18 protein-coding genes and 1 riboswitch are annotated in these 14077 nt (G+C 39.0%); of the genes, 6 read left to right on the top strand and 12 right to left on the bottom strand.

The window, feature by feature from the left end; genetic code table 11:
- Positions 1 to 22: 22 nt before the first annotated feature.
- A complete protein-coding gene (locus ACOZIR_RS25500) occupies positions 23 to 1288 on the bottom strand; it encodes a hemolysin family protein (protein ID WP_045292423.1) in 1266 nt (421 codons plus the stop codon).
- 184 nt (positions 1289 to 1472) lie between these two features.
- Here ACOZIR_RS25500 and ACOZIR_RS25495 point away from each other — a divergent pair, with 184 nt between their 5' ends.
- A complete protein-coding gene (locus ACOZIR_RS25495; protein ID WP_045292425.1) occupies positions 1473 to 2093 on the top strand; it encodes an NAD(P)-dependent oxidoreductase in 621 nt (206 codons plus the stop codon).
- A 38-nt stretch (positions 2094 to 2131) separates the two neighbouring features.
- On the opposite strand, the gene ACOZIR_RS25490 is transcribed toward ACOZIR_RS25495, so the two are convergent.
- Positions 2132 to 2329 (bottom strand): hypothetical protein, encoded by a 198-nt coding sequence (locus tag ACOZIR_RS25490; protein ID WP_016762958.1) that lies wholly within the window; start codon positions 2327 to 2329, stop codon positions 2132 to 2134.
- Positions 2330 to 2510: 181 nt separating this feature from the next.
- Here ACOZIR_RS25490 and gpmA point away from each other — a divergent pair, with 181 nt between their 5' ends.
- Positions 2511 to 3236 (top strand): 2,3-diphosphoglycerate-dependent phosphoglycerate mutase, encoded by a 726-nt coding sequence (gene gpmA, locus ACOZIR_RS25485; protein WP_045292426.1) that lies wholly within the window; start codon positions 2511 to 2513, stop codon positions 3234 to 3236.
- A 31-nt stretch (positions 3237 to 3267) separates the two neighbouring features.
- Here gpmA and thiD read toward each other — a convergent pair whose 3' ends face one another.
- The 9 genes from thiD to ACOZIR_RS25440 all read right to left on the bottom strand — a co-directional run bounded on the left by thiD (position 3268) and on the right by ACOZIR_RS25440 (position 9275).
- Entirely contained in the window at positions 3268 to 4077 is an 810-nt protein-coding gene (gene thiD, locus ACOZIR_RS25480; RefSeq protein ID WP_045292427.1) for a bifunctional hydroxymethylpyrimidine kinase/phosphomethylpyrimidine kinase, read from the bottom strand.
- A 22-nt stretch (positions 4078 to 4099) separates the two neighbouring features.
- Positions 4100 to 5119, bottom strand: coding sequence for a thiazole biosynthesis adenylyltransferase ThiF (locus ACOZIR_RS25475; protein WP_045292428.1), 1020 nt, complete (start codon positions 5117 to 5119; stop codon positions 4100 to 4102).
- The gene (locus tag ACOZIR_RS25470; protein WP_045292429.1) at positions 5116 to 5883 is read right to left on the bottom strand and encodes a thiazole synthase; all 768 of its coding nucleotides are present in this window, start codon (positions 5881 to 5883) and stop codon (positions 5116 to 5118) included. Before ACOZIR_RS25470 ends, ACOZIR_RS25475 begins: the two co-directional genes overlap by 4 nt.
- A gap of 5 nt (positions 5884 to 5888) precedes the next feature.
- Positions 5889 to 6092 (bottom strand): sulfur carrier protein ThiS, encoded by a 204-nt coding sequence (gene thiS / locus ACOZIR_RS25465; protein WP_045292431.1) that lies wholly within the window; start codon positions 6090 to 6092, stop codon positions 5889 to 5891.
- Positions 6089 to 7216: a glycine oxidase ThiO gene (gene thiO / locus ACOZIR_RS25460; RefSeq protein ID WP_045292434.1), complete on the bottom strand. Its 1128-nt coding sequence runs from the start codon at positions 7214 to 7216 to the stop codon at positions 6089 to 6091. Before thiO ends, thiS begins: the two co-directional genes overlap by 4 nt.
- A complete protein-coding gene (locus ACOZIR_RS25455) occupies positions 7200 to 7823 on the bottom strand; it encodes a thiamine phosphate synthase (RefSeq protein ID WP_045292504.1) in 624 nt (207 codons plus the stop codon). The genes thiO and ACOZIR_RS25455 overlap by 17 nt, the downstream gene beginning before the upstream one ends.
- 122 nt (positions 7824 to 7945) lie before the next feature.
- Positions 7946 to 8047: riboswitch (TPP riboswitch) on the bottom strand.
- 158 nt (positions 8048 to 8205) lie between these two features.
- Entirely contained in the window at positions 8206 to 8421 is a 216-nt protein-coding gene (locus ACOZIR_RS25450) for a hypothetical protein (protein WP_013055279.1), read from the bottom strand.
- A 47-nt stretch (positions 8422 to 8468) separates the two neighbouring features.
- Positions 8469 to 8858, bottom strand: a complete 390-nt coding sequence (gene crcB / locus ACOZIR_RS25445) for a fluoride efflux transporter CrcB (protein ID WP_045292437.1) — start codon at positions 8856 to 8858, stop codon at positions 8469 to 8471.
- Positions 8859 to 9275, bottom strand: coding sequence for a fluoride efflux transporter FluC (locus tag ACOZIR_RS25440; RefSeq protein WP_237758457.1), 417 nt, complete (start codon positions 9273 to 9275; stop codon positions 8859 to 8861). It lies immediately after the preceding gene.
- A gap of 323 nt (positions 9276 to 9598) precedes the next feature.
- Here ACOZIR_RS25440 and ACOZIR_RS25435 point away from each other — a divergent pair, with 323 nt between their 5' ends.
- The 3 genes from ACOZIR_RS25435 to ACOZIR_RS25425 are packed head-to-tail and all read left to right on the top strand — an operon-like array spanning position 9599 to position 11873.
- Complete coding sequence (locus tag ACOZIR_RS25435; protein ID WP_013081647.1) at positions 9599 to 10420, top strand: amino acid ABC transporter substrate-binding protein; 822 nt, start codon at positions 9599 to 9601, stop codon at positions 10418 to 10420.
- The gene (locus ACOZIR_RS25430) at positions 10404 to 11108 is read left to right on the top strand and encodes an amino acid ABC transporter permease (RefSeq protein ID WP_013055275.1); all 705 of its coding nucleotides are present in this window, start codon (positions 10404 to 10406) and stop codon (positions 11106 to 11108) included. The genes ACOZIR_RS25435 and ACOZIR_RS25430 overlap by 17 nt, the downstream gene beginning before the upstream one ends.
- Positions 11109 to 11138: 30 nt before the next feature.
- A complete protein-coding gene (locus ACOZIR_RS25425) occupies positions 11139 to 11873 on the top strand; it encodes an amino acid ABC transporter ATP-binding protein (protein ID WP_045292439.1) in 735 nt (244 codons plus the stop codon).
- A gap of 34 nt (positions 11874 to 11907) precedes the next feature.
- Here the strand turns inward: ACOZIR_RS25425 and ACOZIR_RS25420 are convergent, their stop codons facing one another.
- Entirely contained in the window at positions 11908 to 12852 is a 945-nt protein-coding gene (locus ACOZIR_RS25420) for a nucleoside hydrolase (RefSeq protein ID WP_045292441.1), read from the bottom strand.
- Between the two features lie 179 nt (positions 12853 to 13031).
- Between ACOZIR_RS25420 and ACOZIR_RS25415 the strand changes: the two genes are divergently transcribed.
- Positions 13032 to 14027, top strand: a complete 996-nt coding sequence (locus tag ACOZIR_RS25415) for an acryloyl-CoA reductase (protein ID WP_310879096.1) — start codon at positions 13032 to 13034, stop codon at positions 14025 to 14027.
- Positions 14028 to 14077: the final 50 nt, after the last annotated feature.

The raw sequence follows: 14077 nt of genomic DNA, 5'->3' as shown, positions 1-14077 counted from the left end.
TTGGAGCGCTTTCTAGTTTCTTTTAATCAGCTTCCTCATTCGTATTCGCAAATGATTTTACGGAAACTTTGCGAATACGTCGATTTTCTACTTCCTTAATGGTAAACAATATCTCTTCATATGAGAAAAAGTCTCCTTTAGCAGGAATATGATCAAACTGCTCATATATCCATCCCCCTAAGGTATGGCACGTACTGTCAGGAGAACTAACTGCTACATAGGTTAAAAATTCATCAATAGGGATGTCGGCGTTAAATTCGTACTCCTTTTCCCCTATCTGGTGTACATACTTAACAGCTTCATCATGTTCATCCCAAATCTCTCCTACAATTTCTTCTAATATATCCTCTAAGGTCACAAGACCGGCCGTTCCACCAAACTCATCAACTACAATTGCCATGTGCACCTTACTTTTTTGGAGCTCTGGCAATAGAACAGATATTTTCATGGATTCTACTACAAAAATAGGTTGTCTCAACAAATCACGAATAGAAATCTCTTTTCTTTGGACTAAACAGGTTAAAAATTCTCTTTCCGATAAAATGCCAATAATATTATCAATATGATCTTCGTATACAGGAACTCTCGAATACCTCTCTTCAAGAAACATTTGACAAACCGAATCAATATCGGCATTTACGTCAACTGCTGTGACATCTATTCTAGGTTTTAAAATTTGCCCCACCACAATATCATTAAAATTGAGTGAACGATGAACTAGCTCTTTTTCAATATTATTAATCGTTCCTTCTTCTTCGCTTAAATCTACCATCACTTTAATTTCATCTTCTGTAATCGTTGGTGTGGGAGCAGACGCTAACAAGTGAGAAGCTCCTTTTTTCACCTGTAAAAATAAGAAGGAAATCGGGGTTAATAATTTAATAATAAGAAATAACAAGGAAGAAATCATCAGCGCAAAAGATTCGGCATGCTCTTTCGCTAACGATTTCGGTAAGACTTCACCAAAAATCAAAATGATGATGGTCATAACGATGATACTAATCACAAGTGCTAGGTTTCCTTTAAACATATCGAGGGCAATTTTAGCTGCCAAAGAGGACGCAGCAATGTTTACAACAACATTTCCTACTAAAATTGTCGATAGCGTCTGCTCAAAGTGTTCAGCAATATGCAGCGCTTTTTTACTTCCTCGATATTTTTTCTCAGCGTAGTGTTTTAAACGAATTTTATTTACGCTTGAAAAGGCTGTCTCAGCAGATGAAAAGAAAGCTGATAACATAAGCAAAACGACTAATATCATCATTTGATTCAGAGGCAAGTCTCCCAAAAGACATTCACTCTCCTATTTTTTGATTTTTCTGTCTTTTTATCATATCAAATTTTTTTGTTGTTGAATATTTCATTCATCAACTTTGTATTACTTTATGCTACGCATGCGTTTTATTATGAATAAGTATACAGATTGTATATCCTAAAGAATAGATACTATCTTTTATAGAGAGGTGTAGCCAATGAAAATTTTACTATTAGGCTCAACAGGACGAGTTGGACAGTCTTTATTAAAAATGATGCTAAAAGATGAAAACGACGTTACTGTACTTGTTAGAGACCGCAACAAGCTAAAGATTAGTCATCCAAACCTACATATCTTACAAGGCGATGTCTGTCATCAAGAAAATATCAACTTTGCCCTCAAGCACCAAGATATCGTAGTCAGCGCGTTAAATACAGATGGTGCAGAGACCATTTCAAAAAGTATGCCGCTCATTATAAACAGCATGAAGCATTACGGCGTTCATCGTATTATTACTATTGGAACTGCAGGCATCTTACAATCACGAACAGAACCAGAAAAATATCGTTTTCAATCAAATGAATCAAAGCGTAAAACGACCAGAGCAGCAGAAGATCATTTAAAAGGATACTTACACTTGAAGGAAAGTGATCTAAACTGGACTGTTATATGCCCAACATACTTGCCTGAGGGTGAAATAACAGGCACGTACCGAGTGGAAAAAGATATTTTACCAGCTGATGCTGTTAAAATTTCAACGGGAGATACCGCTCACTTTACCTACCATGAGATATGGGCTCAAAAATTTCCCAAATGCCGCGTTGGAATTGCTTATTGAAAAATCAGGAGAACTTTTCGTTTTCAAAACGAGAAGTTCTACATCCAAAAAATACCGATTATGGCTAATCCACCTAGAACAAAACCTCCTATTTGACCAACGAGAGCCGGTGTCAAAACAGGCTTTCCTTTTTCTTTCTCTAATGTGCTAATATCAAGCTTCATTTGATACATTTCTTCTTTTAAATCTTCAATCTGGCCGTGCAGCGCTTGAATCTGACGTTCTTGGTCACTCATCCACTATCTTCCCTTCCCTTTTTTATTTTTATCATATGCGTAAAAAAGTTAAAGCTTTACTTTTCAGCATCACTTTTTCTAAATGTTAAAAACTCCTTTCCCCGGCTTTAGGATAAAAAACTCTTTCCTTCTCATAATAAAAAAGAATAGAGTCCTTAGTCACTGTTGAAAGGAGAATATGATGATAAAACTTGTATTGATTCGGCATGGACAAAGCGTATGGAACCTGGAAAATAAATTTACAGGCTGGACGGATGTAGACCTTTCTAAAAATGGATTACAAGAAGCGCGAGAAGCCGGAAAAGTGCTAAAGAAAAACGAATATGCTTTTGATATCGCCTATACTTCTGTTTTAAAACGATCCATTCGTACTCTATGGATTATCTTACACCAAATGGACTTTATGTGGATTCCTGTATATAAATCTTGGAGACTGAACGAACGTCACTACGGAGCTCTTCAAGGCTTGAACAAAGAAGAAACCGCAAAAAAATTTGGAGAAGAGCAGGTACATTTGTGGAGAAGATCTATGGACGAACGCCCTCCTGCTTTAGAGACAACAGATATTCGCTATGAAGCTTCCAACCCGAAGTATAAGGAATTAGCTAAGGGACAATTTCCTGTAACGGAAAACTTAGCCGATACAGAAAAGCGGGTTCTAGAATATTGGAACGAAACTATTGCTCCTTCTATTAAAGCTGGCAAAAAGGTTATTATTTCCGCTCACGGTAATACGATTAGAGCTCTGATGCAGTATTTGGATAACATTTCACCTGATGGCATTGCGAACTTGAATATTCCCACAAGCGTGCCGCTTGTTTATGAGCTTGATGATAATTTAAAGCCCCTTAGACATTATTATTTAGGCATCGATGGAGAGATTCCGACACATATTCCTTCTTCATAAAAAACGTGCCTAGATTGTAGGCACGTTTTTTTTATATATTTGAACGAAAGTATTTTCCATACGCCCAATGATTAGTAGGACCATGTCCGGAACCAATTTCAAGCGTATGCTTAATCGCATAGTGAACAAAATCCGAAGCGGTTTGAACTGCTTCAACTACGCTTTTGCCTTTCGCTAGTTCAGCCGTGACGCAAGCAGCAAACGTGCATCCCGTTCCGTGTGTATGCTTTGTGGTCATCTTTTCATGCTTGATTTCAACGTACGTATGGCCATCATACACTAGATCAATCATATCTTGATGAGATTGATCATGTCCGCCTTTAATTACCACGTACTTTACACCTAGCTCATGCATCTGTTTTGCCGCTTCTTTTCTGTCTTCAATCGTGTGAATTTCTTTACCCGTGATGACTTCCGCCTCCGGTATGTTCGGCGTAATCACTTCACAAAGAGGCAATAATTCTTTTAGAGCCTGTACAGCTTCTCTTTGAAGAAGAGACTGACCGCCTTTTGCAATCATAACGGGATCAACTACAACATTTTGCAGTCCGTACTGTTTGATTTTACGAGCCACTGCGTAAATAATATCAGCACTGAACAACATACCTGTCTTCACTGCATTAGGAAATAAGTCAGTCGCAATTGAATCTAACTGCGTTTCAACTGCTTCTACTTCTAAAGGATAAACTCCTTGAACCCCAACTGTATTTTGTGCAGTCACAGCTGTAATAACAGACATGCCAAAAACGTCACGCTCTTGAAATGTTTTTAAATCTGCTTGAATGCCTGCTCCTCCACCGCTGTCTGATCCAGCAATGGTTAATGCTTTTGGTACTGTCATGCTTGAAACCTCCATCTCTTTCTTACCCAATATACCGATGATAAAGTGACTTTGCTTCTACTATATCGTTTGTTCCATGGACAAAGACGCGCCCGTCTTGAAACATCACTAAACGGTAATCATCTACATAAAAAGAAAGCAGATACGGATTTTGTTCAATTTTATATCCTTTTTCTTTTAATCGTTCACCTAAAGACTGCAGCGGCTGCTTGGCTGATTTACCCGGACGGATTTGTACCGTGTTTCTGCCGCATAGCACAGCTGTTTTCGTTTGATTTTCATATTGTAAAAAGGGATACGTTTGTTCACTGCCGCATGAGCGGCAAGCGGATTTGCGAAACACGTTCACATTAATGCTCGTATACTCATTTTTCCATAAGTCAAACGAAACAAGTTCCCTCCTGAGTGCATTCCAGTCTCCAACTAATATTTTTAACACTTCTGTTACTTGATGAGCGACTACCATTTGTACAGCAGGACTAATAATCCCCACTGTATCACATGTTAACCCTCCAAGCGGTACAGATTCAAGCAAACAGGATAAACACGGTGTTTCACTTGGTATGATAGTATAACTAATTCCGTAACTTCCTACACATGCTCCGTAAATCCAAGGAATATCATATTTTTGTGATAAATCATTCATTACAAGGCGTGTGTCAAAATTATCGGTTGCATCAATCATAACATCTACCCCCTCAACAAGCTGTTCTAAAACTTGAGGGGTACCGTCTGCTACGTGGGCTTCTACTTTTACATCATGATTAATATCGTGAAGCCTTTTTTTAGCGGCAATTGCTTTTGGGATTCTTTTATCAGCATCTTTTTCACTATACAATTGCTGCCGCTGAAGGTTACTCCACTCTACATAGTCCCGGTCAATGAGCGTTATTTTCTTTACTCCCGCTCGCGCAAGGGCCTCGGCGTTCCCTGTTCCAAGAGCACCTGCTCCTACAATGAGAACATGCTTTTCTTGAATTTGCTGCTGTCCGCCTTTTCCAATAGGTTGAAACAATTCTTGGCGGGAATAACGATTAATCAACCGATACTCATCCCTTCTGTTGGACTGCTTGCCGTTGCATATTGTTTCTTTTCAATACGTCCTGCTTCAAATGCTGCTCGTCCTGCTTCAATCGCTAGCTTCATAGCACGAGCCATTTTCACAGGATCTTTTGCTCCTGAAACAGCTGTATTTAATAACACCCCATCTGCTCCTAGCTCCATAGCCTGAGCTGCGTCTGAAGCCGTTCCAATACCTGCATCTACAATTACTGGAACAGTTGATTGTTCAATGATAAAACGCATGTTCAACGGATTAATAATACCTTGACCTGAACCGATAGGCGAAGCTCCTGGCATAATGGCATGTACGCCTAACTCTTCCAAACGGCGCGCAAGTAAAACATCGTCTGATGTGTAAGGTAAAACGGTAAAGCCCTCTTTTAACAGTTCTTCACTAGCTTTTAATGTTTCAACTGGATCAGGAAGCAGCGTTTTATTACATCCAATTACCTCCACTTTTACCATGTCACAAAGTCCAGAAGCCTTTGCTAATTTAGCAATACGTACGGCCTCTTCTGCATTTTTTGCTCCAGCAGTGTTAGGCAAAAGAGTGAAACGCTTCACATCAAGTGCTTCTAATAAATTAGGCTGATTTTGATCAAAAATATCCATTCGTCTAACAGCAAATGTTAAAATTTCTGTTTCCGACTCTTCTACCGCTTGACGCTGAGTCGTAAAGTCCGGAAATTTCCCTGTTCCTAATAATAAACGTGAATTAAATGTATATTGTCCAATTTTTAACATACTCTTCATCCTCCTCCAACAAATGAAACAACTTCTAATGTATCTCCATCTTTTAAACATGCATCGCTATGTTCTTCTTTTTGCAAAATGTTCTTGTTTAATTCAACAATTACAACTCGCTCATGCAGACTCTGAGCCTGCAGCAAGTGCTCGACCGTTTCAATTTCATTTCCGACAGTGACGGTCTTACCATTAATAATTAGATTCAATGAACTCCCTCCATTGCTCTTGTTAGCTGAAATGATGTAAAAAATGAATGATTCGGCTTTTTCCCTAACAAAGCATCAGCCATAATTTTTCCAGTTGCAGCACTTAATAAAATACCGTTTCGGTAGTGGCCAAAAGCCATGTGTAGATTCGCTATTTCAGGGTGCTCTCCTAAATAAGGCCAGCCATCATTTGTTTGTGGACGAAGACCTGCCCATGCTTTTTCAAATGTAGCTTCTTTAATGGCCGGCAGAAGCGCAGAAGCTTTATTCAGCAAAAATTGAATACCTTGTGCAGAAACGGTCTTAGTAAAATCATGCTGCAGCTTAGTTGCCCCGATTACGATTCTTCCACCAGTCTTAGGAACTAAGTAAAAACCTTCATCTAAAAAAATCGTTTTAGAAAGCAGGGGCTTATGACTTTGCAGAGCAATACACTCTCCTTTTACAGGAAACACCTCACCTAAATGTTCAGAAGAAATAAAGCGTTTAGCCCATGAGCCAGCTGCGATAACTACTTTTTCTCCATAAAAAGAGCCTTTGGACGTCTGTACACCTTTTACTGTTTCATTTTCCATAATAAGAGAATGAACGTCACAGTATTCGAATACATCTGCTCCGTGATACAAGGCTCCATGAGCAAGAGCTTGCGTTAACTTAGCCGGAGCCAGCTGACCGTCTCCCGGTATTGTAATGGCTCCGTATATGTCTGGAGAGAGCCCGGGTTCTAACAAACGCGCTTCTTTTACATCAATCCATCTTACATCTTTGTCCCACCGGTGGTGCTGAGCGGCTTTTTTCTTTAATACGTGTGCATCTTCTTCTGTTACAGCGACTTTTAATAAGCCTTTTTGAATGAGCTCTACGTCGATAGCCGTTTTTTCTTTTAGTTCCTTCACCAGTTCAGGAAACATGCTTCTGCTCTTAATAGCAAGGTCTAAAAGAGGACCTTCTTCATCAATTTCAGCTTGAGCACCTAAAATACCAGCGGCTGCACTTGAAGCTTCACAACCAATTTGATTGCGTTCAAGAATAGCTACTGACGCTCCTTGTTTTGACAAATGATAAGCGATAGAAGAGCTGATTATACCTCCTCCGATTAACAGTACATCATAATGCTGCTTCATTTTCTCCACCTCCAGATGTCCATATATGAGAATATTGTTTAATCGCTTTGAGGGGATCTTGCGCAAGCATGACACCAGACATCACAGCTATACCGTGTGCTCCTGTTTGAAGTACCTCTTTGGCATTTACAGGAGTAATTCCTCCAATGGCAATAACCGGTATCCGCACAGCGTCTACTACTTCTTTTAGTGCTGCTATCCCTCGACTCTTTAATCCTTTTTTTGAATGTGTTGAATAAATATGTCCGTATAGAATGTAGTGAGCACCATCTTTTTCAGCTTCTAAAGCCTCTTCCACAGAGTGAACTGACTTTCCGACAATAAGAGAAGGAAATGCGTCTATAACAAACGAAACGTCTAAACTATGATAGGCAAGCTGTACGCCTTTTGCTTTTAAAGCATGCGCTACATCAACTCGGTCATTCACAATAATTTTAGAGCGACAAAATGGCAGGCTTTCTAGTAAACATTGAATCTGCTTTGCCGTTTTCTCTTTTTCTCTAATATGAATGGCACCCGCAAAAGGCGCGATAGCCGTTAAAGTTTTTTGAAGCTCTTCGATTGGCTGCTTATCTGTTGTAATGACATGAAATTTAGGAATATCCACATGATCGAAACCTTTCCATTCAGAATAAAGAGAAATTTCAATCACTTCATCTTGTGCAGAGGGCTTTATTACATACAAAAAACCACTCTACAACGTAGAGTGGTTAGCATGTATTCGTTATGTAAACATGATCGCCACTTCCCTACGCTGGTCCAAACCAGATCAGGTTCAAAGGGTCCGAAATACATTCGTCTCAGCTTCAAAAAGCTCCCCTAGTGATTGCTATTTATTGATTTTGTTTTTGCACTTAAAATTATAACACAACTAGATGTAAATACAATATCTCTTTATGCTCTTACGGCTCTCTTCCTTTTATAGATGTATCTTTTAAGCTTCTTTACTAAGAGACCCGGCGCACCGCATTATTCTGCTTTTTATATGGTTAGTAATCGGTATAGTCGTCAAATTCTTCTTTGTCTTTTTCCTTTTTCCGATCCCATATAAACAGCAGGAGTAACATAATAAAAGTTAGAATATAAAAACCGTAAAAAATAAATGCCGCCACAACATTTATAAATAAAAATAAAAAACCGATGATCTGACCTGCAACAGCTACAATCAACAAAATGTATTTCCAAACTTCTGCTTTTCTATCCATTCTCTACTTCTCCGTCTTTTTGTTTTTCCCTACTAGAAACGTTCTCTTTACTTAAATAAAAACGTTCCTGCCAGTAAACCGACTGCAAATAAACCAACTGTTCCAAATGCTGAAATCCCCACGTACGCCAACATTTTCCGATAAGATTTTTCTCGAATTAACTGTACGGTTTCCACACTAAACGTTGAAAAAGTGGTAAAGGCACCAAAAAAACCAATGCCAATCATTAAAAATATTGAATCATCATAAGCATGACTCGGAACCTTTCCATAATAACTACCGTAAAAAAGACCAAGCCCAAACGCACCGAGCAAGTTTACAAACAGCATTGATACTGGAAAAGGAGGGTTTGAAACTGTTTTTGTAACTTTTAAACCCAAAAGATAACGGCATATTCCTCCAGCTGCCCCGCCAAGTGCCAAGCTCACTATGCTCATTTACTTCACCTCATGTACTTTCACTAAATTTTCCCCTGCCGCTTCACCGCATAGATAGCCTGCTAAAGCAAGAAGTATTCCACCTACTAAAGAGACAATGACATAAATGGCTCCCCAAAATAAATGGTGCTGAGTGAGAGAAATGACGTCTCCTGCAAACGTTGAATACGTTGTAAAACCGCCGCACACGCCAACTCCTAGTCCAAGCTTTATCCATTCTTTTGGCTTTTTCCACGCAAAAAATCCTGTTAATAGGCCTAGTATGAAGCTTCCTAATAGGTTTTCAATTACCGTTCCTATTGGATAGCCCGTATATAATAAGGAAAGATTCAGCAAATAACGTGCATATGTACCAGCGATAGCACCAAAGGCAATTGAGATTAAGTTTATGGCTTTCATCATATCGCTCCGTTTCATAAATTCTTCTTTAAGTGTACCATAAGGAATTTATTTCTACCTTAACATTTAACTATATGTTTATTGCACCAAAAGTCATGAAAAAATGAAAGAGAAAATCGTCGCATGAAACTTCCTTTTTACTCCTCAAATATCCCTTAAAAATCCACTTAATCCAAATTTTAAAACCTTTCTGTATCCTTATGACAAACCGTGTATAGAAGGTATATTTCCCTTATTTTAAGTCACATTAATCGTATAAGTTTTTTTTGTTGACTTTTGCTGTGTTCTTGTTTAGTATCACAGAGTATCATTTCCTATCAGAATACTAGGGGGTTTAGAAAATGAAGAAATTTGCTGCACTTTTGTCGCTACTATTAGCTTTCACAGTTGTGCTTGCCGCATGCGGTTCTAGCTCAAAAAATGAAGCAAACAATGGAGACAATAAATCTTCACAAGAGGATTTATATAATAAAGTGAAAAAAGATGGCGTATTAACAATTGGAACTGAAGGTACATACCCTCCGTTCACTTTTCATGATGACAAACAAAAGCTAACTGGGTTTGATGTAGAATTGGCTCAAGAAGTAGCTAAACGTCTTGGCGTAAAAGCTGAGTTCAAAGAAACACAGTGGGACGGCATGTTTGCCGGATTAGATGCTAAACGCTTTGACATGATTGCTAATGAAGTGGGTATTCGTGAAGATCGTCAAAAGAAATACGATTTCTCTGACCCATACATCCAGTCAGGCGCCGTATTAATTGTTCGTAAAGACGAAAAAGATATCAAATCATTTAAAGATTTAAAAGGAAAAAAATCAGCGCAGTCATTAACAAGTAACTACAAAGACATGGCTCAATCTTATGGTGCAAACATTACGAGTGCTGAAGGTTTTGCTCAAGCAGTAGAACTAATGAGCGCAAACCGTGTTGATGCTACAATCAACGATAAATTATCGTTCCTTGACTATAAGAAAAAGCACCCTAACGCACCTATCAAAATCGCGGATGAAAAATCCGATGGTGCTGCAAGCGGCTTTATGTTTAGAAAAGACAGCGGTAAGTTAGTGGATGAAGTAAACAAAGCATTGAAAGATATGAAAAAAGACGGAACATACGCAAAAATTTCCAAGAAATGGTTTGGCGAAGATGTTTCTCCTAAATAATATTTTTCCTGATGGAGAGCGATTGAATCAATTGATTTCAATCGCTCAATCATCTCTCTTACCAATGCTAAAGGGAGCTATTCAATATTCTATTCCACTAACATTAATCACGTTTGTACTCGGTATCATTTTAGCTGTCTTAACAGCCTTGGCCCGTTTATCATCTATAAAAGTTTTAAATATAATTGCGCGCATCTATGTATCGATTATTCGAGGTACACCGCTGCTTGTGCAATTATTTATTATTTTCTACGGCTTACCCAATTTAGATATAACAATTGACCCATTTATCTCTGCTATTATTGGATTTTCATTAAGTGTAGGTGCGTATGCATCTGAAATTATCCGAGCAGCGATTCAATCTATTCCTAAAGGACAGTGGGAAGCTGGCTACTCACTTGGTATGACCTATTCCCAAGCGTTAAGACGGATTATTTTACCGCAAGCAGCACGTGTATCGATTCCGCCATTATCTAACTCTTTTATTAGCCTTATTAAAGATACGTCACTTGCATCGCTTATTCTGGTTTCTGAGATGTTCCGTAAAGCTCAAGAAATTGCTTCGACTAACTATGAGTTTTTACTTCTTTATAGTGAAGCAGCGCTCTTGTACTGGATTATGTGCACAATCTTATCCATTATCCAAGGACGCATTGAAATAAGACTAGATCGTTACGTATCTAAATAACCGTTTCGAGTAGCTAAAGGAGTTTTTCATATGATTAATATCAAAAATTTGCATAAATCATTCGGTGATTTGCAAGTATTAAAAGGGATTGATTTAGAAGTTGAACAGGGCAAGGTAATTGTATTAATTGGTCCTTCCGGATCGGGTAAAACTACTTTTTTACGTTGCTTAAATCTGTTAGAAATCCCAACAGACGGTACAATTGAACTTGATAAAAAAAGCATGAATTTCACCAAACCTGTTCGTAAAAAAGACATTACTTCATTTCGAAGCCTAACAGGTATGGTTTTTCAAAACTATAACTTGTTTCCTCATAAAAGTGCGCTTGAAAATGTTATGGAAGGTCCTGTAATTGTAAAAGGCATTTCTACTCAAGAAGCAGAAAAAAGAGGGAAAGAATTATTAACACGAGTTGGCTTAGGAGATAAGCTTGACTTTTATCCTTTCCAACTATCAGGCGGACAACAACAGCGTGTTGGCATCGCTCGAGCAATGGCGATGGACCCAAAAGTTATGCTGTTTGATGAGCCTACTTCAGCTCTTGATCCTGAGCTTGTAGGAGACGTTCTCCAAGCGATGAAAGACCTGGCGAAAGAAGGAATGACGATGGTGGTGGTAACTCACGAAATGCGCTTTGCCCGCGAAGTAGCAGATGAAGTTATTTTTATGGATCAAGGTGTCATCATGGAAAGAGGTACACCGGATCAAATATTTTCAAATCCTCAACAAGAGCGGACACGTCAATTCTTGAATATGATTCATTAAAAAGGTTGCACACTTTCATGTGCAACCTTTTTCTTTATTTAGCTACTGCTTTTTTCATTAAATCTGTAATGTACGTAAAGAATGCTTCAGCTGTGACATCATATACGACATCTACAGGTCGTCCTTCTTCAGAAATTTCCGTTCTTCCTTGGCTTGGTGTTTCTGTATGCACAATACTCGAAACGGTTTTCACCTTCACAAGTGTTGAATTCCCTGTAAACGCTGTTGTGAGTACATCCCACAAATAATATGTTGAATTGGTTTCAACGTGCACAAGCGGCGGGCAAGCCGCGTAGCACTGCCCTACAAAGTCTACTCCTTCGTACTTTCTAAGTGAAGCCCACATTTGGCGAATAGCCGGCGTTAATGGAACTTGATTTGTGCTTTCTAAAGCAACCATCTCAATTTTAATGCTGCTTTCCCATACTTTTGCTACTGCTTCTGGATCCCAAAAAGCATTCCACTCAGCCGTTCCATCATGTTCAGGCTCCTGCACATTTCCTACTTCTTGAAATGTACCTCCCATCCACACTAACTTATCAATTTTCTCTTCTATTTCCGGCGCTTTTTCAAGTGCTCTTGCTAAATCAGTTAGCGGTCCTGTAAATAATAAAGTCGTTTTTCCGGCTGTGTGCTGCAATGTTTCAATTAAATGATCATGAGCAGGCAGCTGACTTATTTTTGTTTGCACTTCCCCTTTTTCATTTAAAATCGGCAGTGCATCTACATAGAACGTATGCATGCGCCATTCTTTTGGAAATGGATTCATACCGCGTGAAGTAGATTTGGCTACCTCGACATCATAACTTCCAAAACGATCAATAATTTTTTGGCTTGCGCTGATACCTGGCTCTAAGTATCCGTCAGCAGGAATAACAGATACCCCCGTTACCTTTACATCGTCCATTTGCAGCAGTAAAAAAAGGGATACTAAATCATCAATCCCTGCATCATGGTTAAAATATATGTTTGTGCTCATTTCTCTTCTCCTCTTTTCTATGTATTGCTACCTAATAGCTATACCGCTATTTTATAATGAAATGGCCTCTTTCGTAATCAAAGTATTAGGAACTTCTTTTACTATTTTCTATAATGGGTATAGAAATAAGGTAATCTATGTATAGATATATACATCTCAGTATAGAAAGGAGAAATAAAATGGGGCAATCATTTTCAGCATTAGTGGTAGATAAAACAGGTGAAGAACAAGTGGAGGCTTCTGTCCAAGAACTGACGCTAAACGATTTGCCAGAAGGCGATGTACTCATTCGCGTGCATTATTCAGGGGTGAATTATAAAGATAGCTTAGCCAGCATCGCAAACGGCAATATTGTGACAAGCTATCCTTTTGTTCCAGGGATTGACCTAGCAGGAGTCGTTGTATCTTCTGACAGCCCTGATTTTAAAGAAGGTGATCGTGTCATCGCAACAAGCTATGACATTGGCGTATCGCACTTTGGAGGCTACAGTGAGTATGCGCGCGTACGCAGCGAATGGGTTGTGCCTCTTCCTGAAAATTTAACGTTAAAAGAAGCAATGATTATCGGAACAGCTGGCTTTACAGCTGCTTTATCTGTGCATCGCTTAGAGGAAAACCATACTAGTCCATCTAATGGCTCTGTGCTTGTAACAGGTGCTACGGGAGGTGTAGGAAGCTTTGCGGTTGCCATTCTTTCAAAATTAGGCTACACAGTGGAAGCAAGTACGGGAAAAAGCTCGGAAGCAGCTTATTTGAAAGATCTTGGCGCTTCCTCTATTTTAACGCGTGAAGACGTTTATAACGGCAAATTAAAAGCATTAGGCAAGCAAAAATGGGCCGCTGCGGTGGATCCTGTGGGCGGAGAGCCTCTAGCTTCTGTTCTCAGTCAAATTCAGTACGGAGGCTCTGTAGCGGTCAGCGGGCTAACAGCTGGAGGCAAAGTGCCAACAACCGTCTTTCCCTTCATTTTAAGAGGGATTAATTTACTCGGCATCGATTCCGTTTACTGTCCAATGCCTGCTCGAAAAGAGATTTGGAATAGACTGGCTAATGACTTTAAGCCTGAAAGCTTTGAACCTTTCATTCAGAAAGAAATTTCTTTACAAGATCTCCCTGAGGTTCTTCCTACTTTATTAAAAGGACAAGCTCGAGGACGAACAATTGTGAAGCTATAAAAAAACGGAGAAACCTGGGTTTCTCCGTTTTTTACGAACAGAAGCATATT

It is taken from the genome of Priestia sp. D3YE.R1 (genome assembly GCF_049199565.1).
Taxonomy (GTDB): Bacteria; Bacillota; Bacilli; order Bacillales; family Bacillaceae_H; genus Priestia; species Priestia aryabhattai.
Note: the sequence above shows the minus strand (reverse complement) of the source record. Positions and strands in the feature narration are given on the sequence as shown.

What these genes read in the sequence shown, in the direction of transcription:
- thiO (WP_045292434.1), bottom strand. Translation starts at nt 7,216, where the DNA reads ATGAAGCAGCATTATGATGTACTGTTAATCGGAGGAGGTATAATCAGC.
- ACOZIR_RS25490 (WP_016762958.1), bottom strand. Translation starts at nt 2,329, where the DNA reads ATGAGTGACCAAGAACGTCAGATTCAAGCGCTGCACGGCCAGATTGAA.
- thiD (WP_045292427.1), bottom strand. Translation starts at nt 4,077, where the DNA reads ATGACAGTACCAAAAGCATTAACCATTGCTGGATCAGACAGCGGTGGA.
- ACOZIR_RS25415 (WP_310879096.1), top strand. Translation starts at nt 13,032, where the DNA reads ATGGGGCAATCATTTTCAGCATTAGTGGTAGATAAAACAGGTGAAGAA.
- ACOZIR_RS25430 (WP_013055275.1), top strand. Translation starts at nt 10,404, where the DNA reads ATGTTTCTCCTAAATAATATTTTTCCTGATGGAGAGCGATTGAATCAA.
- ACOZIR_RS25450 (WP_013055279.1), bottom strand. Translation starts at nt 8,421, where the DNA reads ATGGATAGAAAAGCAGAAGTTTGGAAATACATTTTGTTGATTGTAGCT.
- ACOZIR_RS25470 (WP_045292429.1), bottom strand. Translation starts at nt 5,883, where the DNA reads ATGTTAAAAATTGGACAATATACATTTAATTCACGTTTATTATTAGGA.
- ACOZIR_RS25435 (WP_013081647.1), top strand. Translation starts at nt 9,599, where the DNA reads ATGAAGAAATTTGCTGCACTTTTGTCGCTACTATTAGCTTTCACAGTT.
- ACOZIR_RS25495 (WP_045292425.1), top strand. Translation starts at nt 1,473, where the DNA reads ATGAAAATTTTACTATTAGGCTCAACAGGACGAGTTGGACAGTCTTTA.
- gpmA (WP_045292426.1), top strand. Translation starts at nt 2,511, where the DNA reads ATGATAAAACTTGTATTGATTCGGCATGGACAAAGCGTATGGAACCTG.
- crcB (WP_045292437.1), bottom strand. Translation starts at nt 8,858, where the DNA reads ATGAGCATAGTGAGCTTGGCACTTGGCGGGGCAGCTGGAGGAATATGC.
- ACOZIR_RS25420 (WP_045292441.1), bottom strand. Translation starts at nt 12,852, where the DNA reads ATGAGCACAAACATATATTTTAACCATGATGCAGGGATTGATGATTTA.
- ACOZIR_RS25425 (WP_045292439.1), top strand. Translation starts at nt 11,139, where the DNA reads ATGATTAATATCAAAAATTTGCATAAATCATTCGGTGATTTGCAAGTA.
- ACOZIR_RS25440 (WP_237758457.1), bottom strand. Translation starts at nt 9,275, where the DNA reads ATGAAACGGAGCGATATGATGAAAGCCATAAACTTAATCTCAATTGCC.